The organism is Bacillus sp. ME78 (genome assembly GCF_903970865.1).
GTDB classification, from domain to species: Bacteria; Bacillota; Bacilli; order Bacillales; family Bacillaceae_G; genus Bacillus_A; species Bacillus_A cereus.
Genome location: NZ_CAJCKK010000003.1, coordinates 234,422 through 251,044 on the forward strand (window position 1 = coordinate 234,422; position 16,623 = coordinate 251,044).

Sequence of the window (16,623 nt, forward strand, 5' to 3'; positions counted from 1 at the left end):
TTTTGAATACGAGTGAAAATATACGCATGGCCCTTTCCTCTATCTTTGCTCATAAGATGCGTTCTATCTTAACAATGTTAGGTATTATTATCGGTATTAGTGCCATTATTACTATCATCTCAATGGGTGATGGTACAAACGCAAAGTTTAAAAAAGAATTAGGCCAAGGAAAAGATAATGAAGTAACGATTTACTACAACAACCCTGATTACGGAACAGATAGTGCCAAAATCACACCTGATATGCTAAACCGTCTGCAAACTGTACCAGGCGTTAAAGATGTATATCCAGACGTAAGTATGAAAGTAAAAGCATCTGCTGGTTCAAAAGATGTAAATCTTGATTTAAAAGGTGGAACAGGCGCCTTTATGAAAGATTCGAAAATAAAATTAGTTCACGGTCGTGAATTAAATGACAGTGAACTAAACCAAGCAATCCCTGCTGTTATATTAAATGAAGAAGCTTTCAACAAATTATTTAGTGGTTGGGAATCAAACCAATATACAGATATAAAAGGAAAGCCTTATAAAATAGTCGGTGTATACGAAACGAAAAACGACTTCGGAATGCCTATGCCTGAAGGTTATACATCACTTGAAAACGCGCCTGTCATTTCAGGAGTAAATGAGTATGACTCTGTAAGATTAACAATGACCTCTCCGACAGAACGTAAAAGTGTAGAAAAACAAGCTGTTTCTGTCTTAAACGAAATGAAAGCTCCTAAATTTGAGCACAAATTCGAAGCACAAGATTTAGGTGAATTTACGAAACAACTAGACGAATCAATCGGTATGATGAAAATGGTATTCGGTGGTATTGCTGCTATCTCCTTACTTGTTGGTGGTATCGGTGTAATGAACATCATGCTCGTATCTGTAACAGAACGTACACGCGAGATTGGTATTCGTAAAGCACTTGGTGCAACACGTGGTAAAGTATTAACACAATTCTTAATCGAATCTTGTATTTTAACAGGACTTGGTGGTTTCATCGGATTCATGCTTGGTATTTTCTTCGCTTGGATCGTCTCAATCTTTGCTGGATGGCCACTCGTTGTCTCAAAAGAACTTGGACTTCTTGCCGTAGGTATTTCAATGCTAATCGGTATTGCATTCGGACTACTACCAGCCAACAAAGCTGCAAAACTTGATCCAATTGAATGTTTACGATATGAATAAACAAAAACGTAGGAGTTTACACTCCTGCGTTTTTTATTTACCTATTAAATCGAGTTTCTTCTATTATATATATTTCACGTTACAACTATCACTCTAATACTCTTCATTATTTATAGGTACTAAGGCTATTATCTAATCCTATTATTGCAAAAATATTATGTAACAGACGAAAATCAAGGCGTAATTTTTTCCATGCTTCGACTGATTTTGTAACAATTATATCGATATTTCATTAAATTTCACCTCATTTATATCTTTTTACATCTAAAAAGGTTATCATTCCATAACTATCTTTTCATTCAGACAGTAAAATACGCTGTTTTTGTAACACTATAGATATCCACAAGAAATATTACCGTAACATTATTAATGTTACGGTAATTGAAATGCTACTCATTTTGTGTTTTACATGCCCTAATACGCCAAAAAACAACAAGGAAGCGCTATCAGGATATTTATGGAATTGTTACAGAATATTAATGCCCCGTTACGAAAGCTTTGTAATTTTATGTTTTTCGCAAATAAGAAAATAATGGTTGCTATAATGAGGTCAACGAAAACAAATGCAATGGAGGCTATTATGAAAAAATTTATGGGTATAGCAACAGCAGCGGTTTTTGGTCTTGGGATTTTCACAACATCTGCTAAAGCAGAAACGATCGTAACGACTGACGTACTAAACGTACGAGAAAACCCAACTACTGAATCAAAAGTTGTAGGAAAATTATTAGATGGATATAAAGTAAATGTTTTACATACAGAAAATGGTTGGTCAAAAGTTCAATTGAATAGCGGTAAAGAAGCTTTCATAAGCGCTGACTATACAAAAGACACTTACTACGTAACAGCAAACGTATTAAATGTACGTGCTAGTGCAAACACAGATTCAGAGATTCTTGGTAAGTTGAAAAAAGATGATGTAATCGAAACAACACACCAAGTACAAAATGATTGGATTCAATTTGAATATAACGGAAAAACAGCTTATGTTCATGTTCCTTACTTAACAGGTAAAGCACCAGTTAAAGTTCAACCAGTAGTTAAAGCTGAAAAAACAACTACAGTTCAAGATACAGCTAAAGTTCGTGAAGCTGTTAAAGCTCAGGAAGTAGCTGAAACTCAAGCAAAAGCTAAAGCAGTGGAAGCAACTAAAGCTCGCGAAGCAGCTGAAGCTCAAGCAGAAGTTAAAGCTCAAGAAGCGGCTAAAGCTCGTGAAGCAGCTAAGGCTCAAGAAGCAGCTAAAGCTCAGGCAGAAGCTGAAGCTCAAGCAGAAGCTAAAGCTCAAGAGGCGGCTAAAGCTCGTGAAGCAGCTAAAGCTCAAGCAGATGCTGAAGCTCAAGCAGCGGCTAAGGCTCAAGAAGCAGCTAAAGCTCGTGAAGCGGCTAAAGCTCAAGCAGATGCTGAAGCTCAAGCGGCTAAGGCTCAAGAAGCAGCTGAAGCTCGTGAAGCGGCTAAAGCTAAAGAAGCAGCTAAAGCTCAAAAACCAGCTACACAACAACCTGTTGCAAAAGAAACTGAAACAAGTGCACCATCATCTTCTCGTGAGTTACGTGTTGTAGCAACAGCTTATACAGCAGATCCACTTGAAAATGGTTATAAAGCAGGCGACCAAGTAAAATCAGCTTTAGGCCACAACTTAACAGCTAATCCAAACATGAAACTAATTGCAGTTGATCCAAGTGTCATTCCATTAGGTTCAAAAGTATGGGTTGAAGGTTACGGAGTAGCAATCGCTGGTGATACTGGTGGAGCTATTAAAGGTAATAAAATCGACGTTTTAATGCCAGATAAAGGCACATCAAGTAGCTGGGGACGTAAAACAGTTACAGTTAAAGTATTAAACTAGTTAAAAAAAAGAGTCAGTCTCATCGTTGAGGCTGGCTCCTTTTTTTACTCTATTAAACTACTGAAAAATGACATAGTAAATGAAATTATATCAACGATTTTTCAAATATATCTATCGTAACCTACAATATATCAACGATTTTTCAAATATATCTATCGTAACCTACAATATATCAACGATTTTTCAAATATATCTATCGTAACCTACAATATATCAACGATTCGACAAGAGATATCGATTTACCGACAAATTTTGACATTAAAAGTACTTTAATATTAAAAAGGCGTTCCAAAATTTGGACCGCCCCCTATCTTCCCTATTCCACACAAGTAAACTGTGTCCAAGCCCCTACGTAATCTAGTAAGAATAACTCCTCTTCCGCAATTATACCGACAATATTTTTCCGTTCATCTATCGGCATTTCTTTTAGAATGATTTGCAGTTCACCTTTATACTTACCAAATGAATTGTTACCAATTACAACTTGCCCTCTTTCCTGTAGTACGCTTTCGCGCACCGGGAAATCATAGTCTTTATATTTTTTACGTACTTCTGTAGAACGTACCATATACTCTGTTATGTCGCCGCGTCTTACGTGTAATTCTTGCAGTGTCGCTCTCTTCTCTACTTCAGTCGCTTCGTCTACAAATTGTACTTTTAACTGTAACATGTATCGATTTAAGTTTCCTAGTTTCTCTAACTCTTCCTCACTCGCATAAGCATTTCCGATAATGACATCATCAATTAGCCCTGTCGCCCATAAATGCTTCGCTTGCACTTCAATTGGTAAATTACGATGCTCTTCTAACGTACATAATCCGTCGTTAATATCCCATGGACCAATGTTTGCGGCATGTGATGTAATAAATGCTGCACTGCGAATACCATGCTTTTTAAAGCGTTCACTACAGCGAATGAAATAATCGTACGGAAGACCAGTGAATTTTTGCGGATAAAAATTATGACAACCAATTAAAGCTGATTTATTCGCTTGATGCGAAAGAATATTTTCTAAGTACGCAATATCGTTACTTACATTTAACTCAATTTTTAAACCGTACGGATTATTCGTCATTTTCGCTTCCGTTAATCCATCAAATCCTACATCTAATCGAATACCATCTGCACCTAACTCTGCGAAAAATGATAGATCACTATAGCTAATACCAAGCTGATCAAACACAGCTGGAGCTACATCTAGAATAACTTCCATATTGTTATCTTTTGCGTGATTAATAATCTCTTTAAATTCAGCTACAATTTCTTCTTTCGGACGATTCACAGATAACAAACAAGTAAATATTCTTGAAAAACCGTGTCGTGCCGCTGCGGAAATATAAGCCATATCTTTTTCTTTCGTTGAATGTTCTGGATAAAGTGAAATTCCTAATTTACGCTCCATGCTTTTGCATCTCCTTCACACGTTGTATTAATGCCATGCTCGTAAATCTATATTTTGCAGATAAACATGTTGCACATAAAATTGTCGGTACAATAATTACGTACGGTGAGTGTAGACCTAACATTACATATGCACCCATTGAACAACCGATAAATAAAACTGATACTAGTAGTAACACTAATAAAGATTTACTTTGTACCCATTTCGAATAATGGGCAATACACTGTCCGACCACGAATGTAATTAAGATGATAATTGCTCCGAGCATTCTGTTTTCTCCTCTCCTGCTAATTGTTGTTTCTCATACATTTTGAAGAATGGATAGTAAATAACGAATGAGATCGCAAAGTTAACAAGTACAAGTACACCAGCCATAATTGTCCAGTCCGTGCTAATAATCGCTGCAATTGGTGCTAACATCGTAAATGGCAGTTTCGCCATCATGAGTGGAATCATACCTGAAACAACTGCGAAATATGATACTGTCGTTGTCACTAGCGGCGTAATAACGAACGGAATAATTAAGATTGGGTTCATTACAATCGGAGCTCCGAAAATAATTGGCTCGTTAATATTGAATAAACCTGGTACGAATGATAATCTACCTAACTCTTTTAGGAACTTAGATTTAGAGAACATAAACATAATTACTAAAGCTAACGTTGAGCCTGATCCGCCAATCCATACGAACCATTGAATGAATTGCTCTGTAAATAAGTTTGGTAACTGATGTGCATTTCCTGTAGCCGTGAACACTTCCATATTTTCAAGAATTGCTGAATCCCACATCGGACGAATAATTGGTCCTAAAATCGCCGGTCCATGTATACCAAATGACCAGAAGAACACGATTAAGAATACTGTTAATAAACCACCGAATAAGTTATTTCCTACTAGTACTGATTTTAATGGTGCGATTAAGTATGTAATTGTTGTATTTACATCGAATTTCAAACCGTAGCGAATGCCCCAGAATAAAAGAATAACTACTAATGTTGGAATTAATGCTGCAAACGAATTTGAAACTGCTGGTGGTACACTGTCTGGTAATTTTATTGAGATATTATGCTTAATCATAAAATGATAAATTTCTACTGCAATTAATGCTGTAACAATTGCGCCGAATAAAGACGTTGCACTTAATGTTCCTACTGAAATATATCGACCTGCATCAATAACACCTGGTACAGCTTTCGTAATTTGAATTGGTTCAACTGATGCTAGTAAAAAGGCGAGTACAGATAGTAGCCCTGCACTTAATTGATTGAGCTGATAAAAGTTCGCGAGCGAAGCTCCTACACCAAACGCTGCGTATAATGCCATTAGTCCTACTGTAAATCGGAATGGAATATCTAAAATATGGCGAAACGGTGCAATCCATTCCATATATGCATCAATTGGTAAATTTAAAAAGATAACGAAAAATGACCCGACGATCGTTAACGGTAATGTAGAAATAACCCCATTTCGTATTGCCAATAAATGTCGTTGTCCTGCAATCTTTTGCGTTGTTGGCATAATCTTTTGTTCCATAAAATTCATAAACCCATTCATCAATAGCCCTCCTCTTTCTCTCTACTATAAAAGAATGAAATAAACTTTATAACATTATAATGTTTATATTTAAAAAAATATAATTATGCTAAAACTAATTGTTCTGCTTGCCTAAGCACTTTCAAACCATCACACATGCCATAATCTCGTTGGTCTATAATTGCAACTGGTATGTTGTATGAGTTTGCAAGAAACTCTACAGCTGGAAATAAATATTTCACTTGTGGACCAATTAAAACGACATCAGCTTCCTTAATTTCAAGTTTCACAAGTTCTGAATCAACCGCCTTAATTTTATAATTCTTCCCCTGTTTCTTTGCCTCTTCTTGCATTTTTCTTACGACCATACTCGTTGACATACCTGCTGCACAACATAATAAAATATACATCTTATACTGTCACTTTCTCTTCCACGCGTTTATGAAGAGTAATAAATTCTTTAGCTAGTTCTTTCACTGTAATTGCATTCATTAAATGGTCTTGTGCGTGCACTAACAGTAAACTGATTTCTGCATGATTTCCTCTTGCCTCTTCTTGAATTAAATCCGTTTGAATACGATGCGCTGCTGAAATTTCCTCACTAGCAAGTTTCATCTTTTCACCCGCATTCTCAAAATCTCCTTGTCTTGCAAAAGCGATTGCTTCAAGCGCCGCACTTCTCGCATTGCCACCATGTAAAATTAATGCAAATGGAGTTTGCATATCAGCCATTTTAAATTCCCCCAAGCTATATGTTTTCTATATTTTTATCTTATTATGAAAACGCATACAATTAAACATAAAAAACTTCCGTTATGTAACGGAAGTTTTTATATACTTTTTCAAAATGATAATAAAATCTCTTGAAAATCTTCAATTACCTCGGTCTGAGTAAGTTTCTCTATCGTAGTTTGACTAGACATAATATCATATAAAAAATCATAAAGCCTTTGCAAATCTTCATTATTATTGCGCTTTACACTAAATAAAATAATTACTTGTACTTTTTTATCTCCCCAATCAACAGCCTTTTCAAGTGTGCAAAACATCAAGAAAGTTTCCTCACTTAATAATTGCATCGGATGCGGGATTGCAACTGAATTCCCAACCGCTGTCGGAGACGTATTTTCTCTTTCCATAACAGAAGCATAAAAGTGTTCTGGTACATAGCGTTTCTCAGCAGCTTTCTCACATAAAAACTGAATAACATCCTCTTTCGTAGAAGCACTATGATTTAAAAAGATTAAATCTTCCTTAATATATTGCTGCACACTATTATTCACATGCGTAAACAACCGCTGACCAATCGATTTAATCTCTTTATCATCAAATATTGAATTCACTTTTATAACTGGAACAGGCAAGCCACTCGGTATATGAATCGTACTAATAATACAATCTATTTTTTCTTTATAAAGATCTTCTACTTTCAATTGATAATAGCCTGTAATACCTACAATCTCTAATTTATCTCGGAACTGTGATAAAATTTTATATTTTAATAGTTGTGCACTTCCTTGACCAGTCGCACAAACTAATAAGCATCTTTTCTTTTGATTCTGCTCCTGCAAACGGCTCATCGCTCCGCCGAAGTGAATTGCTATATAACCAATTTCACTTTCAGGGATCGATTCACCCGTATATTCACCAATGATATCTCCAACAAGAACCGCAATTTCAAAAGCATACGGATAATTCTTTTTCACTTCTGCCAAAAGAGGATTTCTCGTATTTAACTTATACTTCAAACGATTTAATAACGTTTTTAAATGAATACCAAATCCAAATAATAATTCTTCATCATAATAAAAAATAAGATTCCGTTCTTCCGCTACTTTAAAAAGAATATGTTGCATAAATGCATATATATCTTTTCCTAATAGCTCTTCTACATTTTCATAGCGATCTCTCGTTGTAACAGCAGTACTTAATAAATGCATCGTCACATATAATACTTCTTCTTCTGGAAATAAAAATTTTAACTCTTTCTCTAAATCTCCTAAAATCTGCTTCGCAATTGTATATTCTTTCTTTATTATAAGTTCTGATTGCTCCGCATGCAGTTCTTTCATATAATGTTGACTTTGACAACGCTTTAATGCGATTGCAATATGAATGACTAAATTATCAATTTCTATATCAGATAAATATATTGTTCCGCCTTCAATATACTTTAATATAATTGAACGAATGAGTGATATATGAGGTAGCGATAAATATGTCTCCGTCTGCTCAAATTGCTCATGAAACGGAGTATGGTCATAACGCGGTAAACCATATTGTGATAAACAAGAACGAATATTAAATTCCCCTCCAACAATACGTATACCATAATACGGTCTCTTCTCAATTTGTAATTTATAGCGGCCACATATATCTGTAACATCTTTCATAATTAAATTGACCGTTGATTTGCTCACATAAATCTCTTCTGCTAATTCTGAAAGCTTCACATATCCCTCTGTCGTTAAAACACGCTGCAGAATATACGCTATTCTTTCTTCATAAGAAGTTGGGATCTTTTCCGTCTGTTTTTGAAATAGACTCACACAAAATTCTTCAAATTTCTTCGTTTGTATAATTTCTAATTCGTACCCAGTCCCTCTTTGCGATTCGATTTTCGCTCCGTTTTCTTCCAATATATCATTTAATAATTTTATATCCTTTTGAATCGTCTTCGTTGATACATGTAAACGGCCCGCTAAAAAAGCTCGATTTAACATCGATTTCTCTTCTAAAAACTCCTCTAAAATAGAAATTAATCGCTGATGCACCTTTGTCATAGCTCTTCCTCTCGCTCTTTATATATAAAGGGGGAAAAGCTGCTGAAATCAGTAGTTTTTCCCCTTTATATTCTCTCTATTTCTTTAATGTGAACCCGAATTTATCCCATGCTTGTAAATAATCTAATAAGAAAATTTCTTCTTCTATAATTCGACCAACTACATTTGTTTTTCCTGTATTCACCATATCTTTTAATGCAATTTGTAATTCGCCTTTATACTGGCCATATTGTTCATTATCAATTAATAAATCTCCACGCTTAATTTCACGCGTATTATGAGGTTTAAACTCTTCTTTTTTATATTTCACACGACTTTGTGTAGAACGAATCATATATTCAGATACATCTCCGCGATAAAAATGTGGTTCGTCTAATACGATAATTCTTTCTAATTCTGTCGTTGTATCATATAGTTCTATATCAAATGTTTGTTTCTCTTTATTTAATGCACCTAGTGCTTGTAATTCTTCTTCTGACGCATATGCGTTTGCAATAATAACATCATCAATTAATTCCGTCGCGAATAAATGCTTCGCCTGTGTTGTCATCGGTAATTCACGATGCTGCTCTAATGTACATAACCCTTCTGTTACTGGCCAAGGTCCGTATGTTGCATCAAATGATGAAATAAAAGCAGCCGTTCTCATACCGTAATCTTTAAATTGTTTCGAGCATTTAATGAAATGATCGTATGATAACCCTGAATAACGATGCGGATAAAAATTATGACAACCAATTAAATTTTCACGATTTGGTCTATGACTCATAATGTTATCTACATACTTCGTACCATTACTCATATTAATCTCAATTTTCAAACCATACGGATTATAAGTCATAATTGATTCTTCTAATCCTGAGAAACCAACATCTAAACGAATACCGTACGCACCTAATTCATGGAAGAATGATAAATCATTATACGAAATACCTAATTGTTCAAAAACAGATGGACTAATATCAACTAATACTTGGAACCCTAATGCATTCGCATGAGAGATCGTTTCTTTAAATTCTTCTATAATTTTCTCTTTTTCTCCATCCACAGATAATAAACATGTGAACACACGTGTAAATCCATATTTACTTGCTAATGTTAAATACTCCTTATCTTTCTCTACTGTTGAATGTTCTGGATAAATAGAAATACCTAATCGTCTCATATGTACACGCCTCTTTCTTCATCATATTGTAAACCTTTTCAAATATATGTAGTGAAAAAGTATATATCCCCTTCTTGTTCACTACCCTTTTGAATCCGCTTTCTTTAAAGAAAAAACAATTTCTATCATTCTTAACACCTACAAGTCTATACATCTATACTTTACATCTTTTTTTCATAGTTGTGTAGCTTTTACACAAATTTGTCAGTTTTTCATCTTAAAAATTGTTATCCGTTTTCAAGACACCTTCCTTGACTGTTTCATTGGCCAATACATATACTCGAAAGAAAAGAGAAAATTTTATATAGGGGATGAATATATGGGAGAAGCAATACTCGTAAAACGAGAACCGTTATGGACAAAAGAGTTTGTTGCTTTAATTTTTGCAAACTTATGTATGTTTTTAGGGTTTCAAATGTTAATTCCAACCTTACCTGTTTATGTGAAAGAAATTGGTGGCACAAGTTCCAATATCGGATTGGTTGTTGGCATGTTTACCGTTGCGGCACTTTTTGTTAGACCGCTAACTGGGAATGCCTTGCAAAAATTCAATAAAAAAATCATTTTAATGATCGGTACTGCTATTTGTTTACTCGCTATGGGCAGTTACCTTTTCGCCTCAACAATCTTTCTCTTGCTTGCTGTTCGTATTTTACACGGAGCTGGTTTCGGTATTACAACGACTACATATGGAACTGTCGTTTCTGATTTAATTCCCTCAGCTCGCCGCGGAGAAGGCATGGGATATTTTGGCCTTTCTGGAACAATTGCAATGGCCCTCGGTCCACTTATCGGACTATGGCTTATGCAAACATATAACTTCACAATTCTTTTTTTATGTGCATTATCGTGCACAATTGTTTCATTAATATTAACGAAACTACTTCAAATCCAAAAAACGAAACAGCCTCCACAACAATCATCTAGTACTTTTCTCGATGGATTTATTGAGCGTAAAGCTTTACTTCCTTCATTATTAATATTATGTATTACATTAATGTACGGAGGAATCGGAAGTTTTATCACACTATTTGCTACAGAAGTCGGCATAGCTGATATTAGTCTCTTCTTTTTATGTAACGCACTAGCAATCGCTGTAACTCGTCCATTCTCTGGGAAGCTATATGATGCGAAAGGTCATACATTCGTCATCATTCCGGGAGTTATTATAACGTTTACAGGTATTATTTTATTGTCGTATACGACGACAATTCCGAGCTTAATTATTGCTGCAGCATGTTACGGAAGTGGTTTTGGGGCGATCCAACCCGCACTACAAGCATGGATGATTGACCGCGTAGCACCGCATCGACGTGGCGTAGCAACGGCTACATTCTTCTCCGCATTTGACCTTGGAATCGGCGCTGGAGCTATTATATTTGGATTTATTGCTCATTTTACAAACTATGCAACTGTATATCGTTATTCTTCGCTATTACTTATTGCTTTTCTCTTCATTTACATTACAAGTATAAGAAAACAAAAGCACGGAGATAAAAATACAGAAAAAGCTGCTGGATAATTTAGCGGCTTTTTTTCTTGCAAAAAAGACTACTTAATAAATATTAAACCTTATGTTGACGTTATAAAACTACATGCATTTCCCTACATATTTTTTTAACTTTCCTCAAAAAATATACAATGAACTTGTAGACAATTCCCTTGATATACAATTGAATAATACTATTCTAAAAAGTGTGATTTATTTACAAAAACACTATTTACGAAATACAAAAACCAATAAAATACAGCTGTTTCTTTAAAGAATTGTAAACTTTTCATCTCTTTGTAAATTTAGTGTAAATTTTACTAGCAAACCGTTTACAGTGACTCAAGGTTCAGTTAATAATTACAGCGTACATGAAATTTAAGGAGTGGAATGCGTGGAATATAATGTTCAAGAAATGATCTTCCAATTCATTGGTGGATTAGGTATTTTCTTATTCGGGATTAAATACATGGGCGATGGACTGCAACAAGCAGCTGGAGATCGTCTTCGCGATATTCTAGATCGTTTTACAACAAACCCACTAATGGGTGTACTAGCTGGTATGTTAGTTACTGTATTAATCCAATCTAGTTCAGGAACAACCGCTTTAACAGTCGGACTTGTAAGTGCCGGATTTATGACATTAAGACAAGCAATCGGTGTTATTATGGGTGCAAACATCGGTACGACAGTTACTGCATTTATTATCGGAATTAAAATCGGAGAATATGCTCTCCCAGTTATGGCAGTTGGAGCAATCTTACTATTCTTCTTTAAAAATAAAAAAGTACATTCTGTAGGTCAAGTTGTATTCGGTTTTGGTATGCTATTCTTCGGTTTAGAATTAATGAGCGCAGGTATGAAACCTCTTCGTTCTTTAGAGTCATTCCAAGATTTAATGATTAGCATGAGTGATAATCCAATTTTAGGAATTGTTGTCGGTACAGTCTTCACTTTAATTGTACAGAGCTCAAGTGCAACAATCGGTATTTTACAAGAACTATTCGGTCAAGGTGCAATCGATTTACAAGCATCTCTTCCTGTATTATTCGGTGATAACATCGGTACGACAATTACAGCAGTATTAGCAGCAATCGGTACTTCAATTGCAGCAAGACGTGCAGCATTAGTTCACGTTATCTTTAATATTATCGGTACCATTATCTTTACAATTTTATTAGTACCATTTACAAGTTTAATTCAATATTTCCAAACATCATTAAACTTGAATCCAGAAATGACCATTGCATTTGCACACGGAACATTTAACGTAACAAATACAATCATTCAGTTCCCATTCATTGCAGTATTAGCATGGATTGTAACAAAAATTATTCGCGGCGAAGATTCTGCTATTAATTTCAAACCGCAACATTTAAATCCAATCTTTATTGAACAATCTCCAGCCATCGCTTTAACTGAAGCTCAAAAAGAGATTATCCGTATGGCGGAGTTCTCATTACATGGATTAAAAGAAGCAAATCAATTTTTAAATACACAAGACAAAAAACACGCAAACATGGCTACTCAATTAGAAGGAGCTATTAACAATTTAGATAAAAAAATTACCGAGTATTTAGTTTTACTATCAGAAAAGCCACTTTCACCTACGGATTCTGAAAAACATTCTGTTTTAGCAGGTGTTGTTGGAGATATTGAACGTGTCGGTGATCATGTAGAAAACCTTGTAGAACTTGTAGATTTCCAAATTTCAAACCGTGTTTCACTATCAGATGAAGCATTAGCTGAATTAAACGAAATGCTAGAATTAACGATTTCAACACTGCAAGACGCAGTTGAAGCTTTAACAAACTTCGATACTGAACTAGCTCAAACTGTTATTGCAAAAGAACGCAAAATCGATCAAATGGAACGTGTTCTTCGTAAACGTCACGTATTACGTCTAAACGAACGCAGCTGTTCAGGTGATGCAAGTATCATCTTCGTCGATATGGTAAGTAACTTAGAGCGCATTGGCGATCACGCTGTAAATATCGCTGACGGTGTTTTAGGCGAACAAGGAAAAATCAATTTAAAACAATCATTATAATAAGAAAGAGACGCTAACTTAAGCGTCTCTTTTTTCATTATATTTTAACAACTGTTCTTCCTTTTAACTTTCCTTGCAATATAAGTGCAAACTTCTTCTCTAATTCTTCTAATGTACATTCTTCTGTATAAGATAGTAATTCTTTATTTCCCCATTCTTTCGCTAAAAGCGTCCAGACATCTCTTCTCACATCTACTGGGCATTGCACGGAATCTATCCCTAAAAGGCTTATACCTCGTAAAATAAACGGATATACCGTGGTTTGTAGTTCCTGGCCTGCCACATTACCGCATGTCGTTACACAACCACCATACTTTACTGTTTTTAAAGCTGTTTCTAACATATGTCCACCTACAGTATCGATAACTCCCGCGTATATCCCTTTTAACATCGGTCTTCCTGATTCATCATTCAATTCCGCGCGATGAATCACTTTTTTCGCTCCTAGACGTAGTAGCATTTCTTCCTCTTCCATTTTCCCTGTCGCTCCTACTACGTTAAACCCTAACTTACTTAATATACTAACAGCTACACTCCCTACGCCGCCTGTAGCACCCGTTACTAAAATATCTCCCATACTAGGCTTGATTCCTGATCCAATAAGCTTATATACCGACAAAGCCGCAGTAAAACCTGCTGTCCCATACATCATACTTTCCTTTAATGACATTCCTTCTGGTAAAGGCACGACCCAAGATGATGGCACGCGAATATATTCTCCGAAACCACCAGAGGTATTCATACCTAAGTCATATCCCGTTACAATAACTTGATCTCCTACCTTAAAGCAGTTATCTTCACTACTCACAACTTCTCCTGCGGCATCAATTCCTGGCGTATGAGGATACGTTCTCGTAACACCTTTATTACCAGTAGCTGAAAGGGCATCTTTATAATTTAATGAAGAATAATGAACTTGTATGAGTACGTCTCCCTCAGGTAAACTACTTACTTCTCTCTCAACAACTTTTCTTACAAACTGATGATTTTCCGTTTCGTTCACAACAATTGCTCGGAATGATGTATGATTCATTATGCTCTCTCCTTTATCCGTCAAATTCTTCTTTATTATATAGAAGAAATAAGTAAGCTTACTCATTTCTTCTTGGCTATATTTCAACAAATCTTACTTCCCTATCGCTTTCTCATAATATATATTTTCATTTCTACTAATAGCCCTTATACTTATTCTACATCTACAAAATAATATATAGAAAATCTGACTTTTTATAAATAAATTGAATTTTTACGAAATGTAAATGATTTGTAATGTTTTTTTTCGCTAAATTTCATTATAATAAGTGGATATGAGTGTCGTATTTCAATCCAAATGAAGGAGTACAAGAAATGGAGCAAAACCCATCTTTGCAAGAAAATACACGCAGTAAACCGAAAAAAAATAAGAAAAAAATAAAAATTATTATAAGCGCTATACTATTCGTTTTATTAATAGGCGGCGGTTATACTTGGTTTTTAGTAAATAAAGCATCTTCTGCTGTTCGAAATGCCGCACACGATTTAGCACGCGGTGATAAATCTGATTTACGTGATAAGGCTGTAAAACCTATTACAAACAATGTCTCTGTTTTAATAATGGGTGTTGATGAAAGCGATGTCCGTGGAAAAGAATATGGTGAAGCTATAAGAACAGACGCGCTTTTACTTGCAACATTTAATAAAGATAGCAAAACTGTTAAACTATTAAGTATCCCACGTGACACATATACTTATATTCCAATAGAAAAGAAAAAAGATAAAATTACACACGCTCATGCATTCGGTTCTGCTAAAAACGGAAAAAATGGTGGACCACAAGCAAGCATTGATGCAGTTGAAAAATTAATGAATGTTCCTGTCGATTATTTTGTAAAATTCAACTTTAAATCATTTATAAAAATCGTCGATGACTTGGGCGGTGTTGAAGTTGATGTACCAGTTGAATTTACTGAGCAAGATAGCAATGATAATGCTGAGGCAATTCACCTAGAAAAAGGTGTTCAAAAGTTAAATGGCGAAGAAGCTCTTGCTCTTGCTAGAACAAGACACATCGATAGTGATGCAATGCGTGGACAACGTCAACAACTCGTTATCGAGGCTATTTTAAAGAAACTAACAAGTGTTGGTTCTGTAACAAAAGTTGGCAACATCATTGATGATATTAACGGACAATTCGTTACAAACTTAACATTTGATGATATGCTTTCATTCTATAAATATGGATCGGATTCGGAAATTGAGAAATTACAAATCCAAGGTGATGATTGCTATATGGCAAAAGGTGACGATACATGTAGCAAATCTGCTGGTGGTGGTCGAACTTACTACTACAATCCAGATAAAAAAGAATTAGCTAATGTTACAAATGAACTTCGTACTCATCTTGGGCTACCTGCATATACAAAGTCTGACTCAGACTCTGATTCGAAAAAGACAAAAGAATCTAAGTCTGAAAATTCAAGTGAACGCGAATCAAGTAACAATGAAGTGAAAAATAAGAACAAAAATAGCAGTGAAGATACAGAAACATCGTCTAACGACAATGAATAGTAAAGAAGCAGTACTCTATGGAGGTAGAGTACTGCTTCTTTTTATTTCTTCAGAATCAAAAATCAGAACTTTCTAACTATCTTTTTTAATATTTTTAAATTATAATAAATAGTAGCAATCTATTCCAATTATCAGGGGGCTCATACATATGAAAGCTGCAGTAAAACATAACATCTCAGATTTTAAAGACTACTTAAAATCCAACGATATATACATGGAAGAAAATATAGATGAAAATGATGGCTCTGTTCATTTTTCAGTAGGATTAGAGACAGAAGCTGGCGCAAAAATTCAACTTATCGCTGCTTTCCAAAACGAACATCCTACGGTGGATATATACTGCTTCAATGTTGCTCACGTGCCTGATGCAACATCAACAAATGATATTTTACATGTTATTAATGAATTAAACACATCTTATCGCTTTGCAAAATTCACATTAAACAAGCAAAATGCAATTGATATTTCAGCATCTCTTGCATTCTCAGAACCAAACTTTAATCCAGCACTTGTCTTTGAACATACGAGAATGCTATATAAATTAGCAAATGACGAATATAAAAACTTAATGAAAGTTATTTGGGCATAAAGTAAAACTATAATCCGTTAGGTTTACGGACAATAAATAAA

The 16,623-nt window shown here is 35.0% G+C and carries 14 protein-coding genes; 6 read left to right on the forward strand and 8 right to left on the reverse strand.

The genetic code is table 11. The features are described from left to right. The first annotated feature begins 2 nt into the window (after positions 1 to 2). Both H6481_RS06670 and entC read left to right on the forward strand, forming a co-directional pair. Positions 3 to 1,178: an ABC transporter permease gene (locus H6481_RS06670; RefSeq protein WP_001097716.1), complete on the forward strand. Its 1,176-nt coding sequence runs from the start codon at positions 3 to 5 to the stop codon at positions 1,176 to 1,178. 457 nt (positions 1,179 to 1,635) lie between these two features. After that, positions 1,636 to 3,024: a cell wall-binding protein EntC gene (gene entC / locus H6481_RS06675; protein WP_071731161.1), complete on the forward strand. Its 1,389-nt coding sequence runs from the start codon at positions 1,636 to 1,638 to the stop codon at positions 3,022 to 3,024. 316 nt (positions 3,025 to 3,340) lie between these two features. On the opposite strand, the gene H6481_RS06680 is transcribed toward entC, so the two are convergent. From H6481_RS06680 to H6481_RS06710, 7 genes are all read right to left on the reverse strand, one after another. Further along, entirely contained in the window at positions 3,341 to 4,426 is a 1,086-nt protein-coding gene (locus tag H6481_RS06680) for a MupG family TIM beta-alpha barrel fold protein (RefSeq protein ID WP_071731160.1), read from the reverse strand. Further along, the gene (locus H6481_RS06685) at positions 4,416 to 4,694 is read right to left on the reverse strand and encodes a hypothetical protein (RefSeq protein WP_000900046.1); all 279 of its coding nucleotides are present in this window, start codon (positions 4,692 to 4,694) and stop codon (positions 4,416 to 4,418) included. Before H6481_RS06685 ends, H6481_RS06680 begins: the two co-directional genes overlap by 11 nt. Continuing rightward, positions 4,670 to 5,980, reverse strand: coding sequence for a PTS sugar transporter subunit IIC (locus H6481_RS06690; RefSeq protein ID WP_001013042.1), 1,311 nt, complete (start codon positions 5,978 to 5,980; stop codon positions 4,670 to 4,672). Before H6481_RS06690 ends, H6481_RS06685 begins: the two co-directional genes overlap by 25 nt. Positions 5,981 to 6,063: 83 nt before the next feature. Then, entirely contained in the window at positions 6,064 to 6,369 is a 306-nt protein-coding gene (locus H6481_RS06695; protein ID WP_000275645.1) for a PTS sugar transporter subunit IIB, read from the reverse strand. Between the two features lies 1 nt (position 6,370). Beyond that, positions 6,371 to 6,691 (reverse strand): PTS lactose/cellobiose transporter subunit IIA, encoded by a 321-nt coding sequence (locus H6481_RS06700; protein WP_000774624.1) that lies wholly within the window; start codon positions 6,689 to 6,691, stop codon positions 6,371 to 6,373. 110 nt (positions 6,692 to 6,801) lie between these two features. After that, complete coding sequence (locus tag H6481_RS06705; RefSeq protein ID WP_000169804.1) at positions 6,802 to 8,742, reverse strand: BglG family transcription antiterminator; 1,941 nt, start codon at positions 8,740 to 8,742, stop codon at positions 6,802 to 6,804. A gap of 76 nt (positions 8,743 to 8,818) precedes the next feature. Beyond that, on the reverse strand, positions 8,819 to 9,907 hold the full coding sequence (locus H6481_RS06710; RefSeq protein ID WP_001253350.1) for a DUF871 domain-containing protein: 1,089 nt from the start codon (positions 9,905 to 9,907) through the stop codon (positions 8,819 to 8,821). 319 nt (positions 9,908 to 10,226) lie between these two features. On the opposite strand from H6481_RS06710, the gene H6481_RS06715 reads away from it, so the two are divergent. After that, positions 10,227 to 11,429: an MFS transporter gene (locus H6481_RS06715; RefSeq protein ID WP_000503254.1), complete on the forward strand. Its 1,203-nt coding sequence runs from the start codon at positions 10,227 to 10,229 to the stop codon at positions 11,427 to 11,429. Between the two features lie 361 nt (positions 11,430 to 11,790). Beyond that, positions 11,791 to 13,446, forward strand: coding sequence for a Na/Pi cotransporter family protein (locus H6481_RS06720; protein WP_023521221.1), 1,656 nt, complete (start codon positions 11,791 to 11,793; stop codon positions 13,444 to 13,446). A gap of 37 nt (positions 13,447 to 13,483) precedes the next feature. Here the strand turns inward: H6481_RS06720 and H6481_RS06725 are convergent, their stop codons facing one another. Beyond that, on the reverse strand, positions 13,484 to 14,479 hold the full coding sequence (locus H6481_RS06725) for a YhdH/YhfP family quinone oxidoreductase (protein ID WP_182811266.1): 996 nt from the start codon (positions 14,477 to 14,479) through the stop codon (positions 13,484 to 13,486). 314 nt (positions 14,480 to 14,793) lie between these two features. Between H6481_RS06725 and H6481_RS06730 the strand changes: the two genes are divergently transcribed. Beyond that, complete coding sequence (locus tag H6481_RS06730; protein ID WP_000437406.1) at positions 14,794 to 15,993, forward strand: LCP family protein; 1,200 nt, start codon at positions 14,794 to 14,796, stop codon at positions 15,991 to 15,993. A 148-nt stretch (positions 15,994 to 16,141) separates the two neighbouring features. Beyond that, entirely contained in the window at positions 16,142 to 16,582 is a 441-nt protein-coding gene (locus H6481_RS06735) for a hypothetical protein (protein WP_000642361.1), read from the forward strand. Positions 16,583 to 16,623 lie beyond the last annotated feature (41 nt).

Excerpts from the sequence above, each read along its gene's own strand:
- H6481_RS06685 (WP_000900046.1), bottom strand. The coding sequence starts at position 4,694 with ATGCTCGGAGCAATTATCATCTTAATTACATTCGTGGTCGGACAGTGT.
- H6481_RS06730 (WP_000437406.1), top strand. The coding sequence starts at position 14,794 with ATGGAGCAAAACCCATCTTTGCAAGAAAATACACGCAGTAAACCGAAA.
- H6481_RS06700 (WP_000774624.1), bottom strand. The coding sequence starts at position 6,691 with ATGGCTGATATGCAAACTCCATTTGCATTAATTTTACATGGTGGCAAT.
- H6481_RS06735 (WP_000642361.1), top strand. The coding sequence starts at position 16,142 with ATGAAAGCTGCAGTAAAACATAACATCTCAGATTTTAAAGACTACTTA.
- H6481_RS06690 (WP_001013042.1), bottom strand. The coding sequence starts at position 5,980 with ATGAATGGGTTTATGAATTTTATGGAACAAAAGATTATGCCAACAACG.
- H6481_RS06725 (WP_182811266.1), bottom strand. The coding sequence starts at position 14,479 with ATGAATCATACATCATTCCGAGCAATTGTTGTGAACGAAACGGAAAAT.
- H6481_RS06715 (WP_000503254.1), top strand. The coding sequence starts at position 10,227 with ATGGGAGAAGCAATACTCGTAAAACGAGAACCGTTATGGACAAAAGAG.
- H6481_RS06710 (WP_001253350.1), bottom strand. The coding sequence starts at position 9,907 with ATGAGACGATTAGGTATTTCTATTTATCCAGAACATTCAACAGTAGAG.
- H6481_RS06680 (WP_071731160.1), bottom strand. The coding sequence starts at position 4,426 with ATGGAGCGTAAATTAGGAATTTCACTTTATCCAGAACATTCAACGAAA.
- H6481_RS06705 (WP_000169804.1), bottom strand. The coding sequence starts at position 8,742 with ATGACAAAGGTGCATCAGCGATTAATTTCTATTTTAGAGGAGTTTTTA.
- entC (WP_071731161.1), top strand. The coding sequence starts at position 1,636 with ATGGAATTGTTACAGAATATTAATGCCCCGTTACGAAAGCTTTGTAAT.
- H6481_RS06695 (WP_000275645.1), bottom strand. The coding sequence starts at position 6,369 with ATGTATATTTTATTATGTTGTGCAGCAGGTATGTCAACGAGTATGGTC.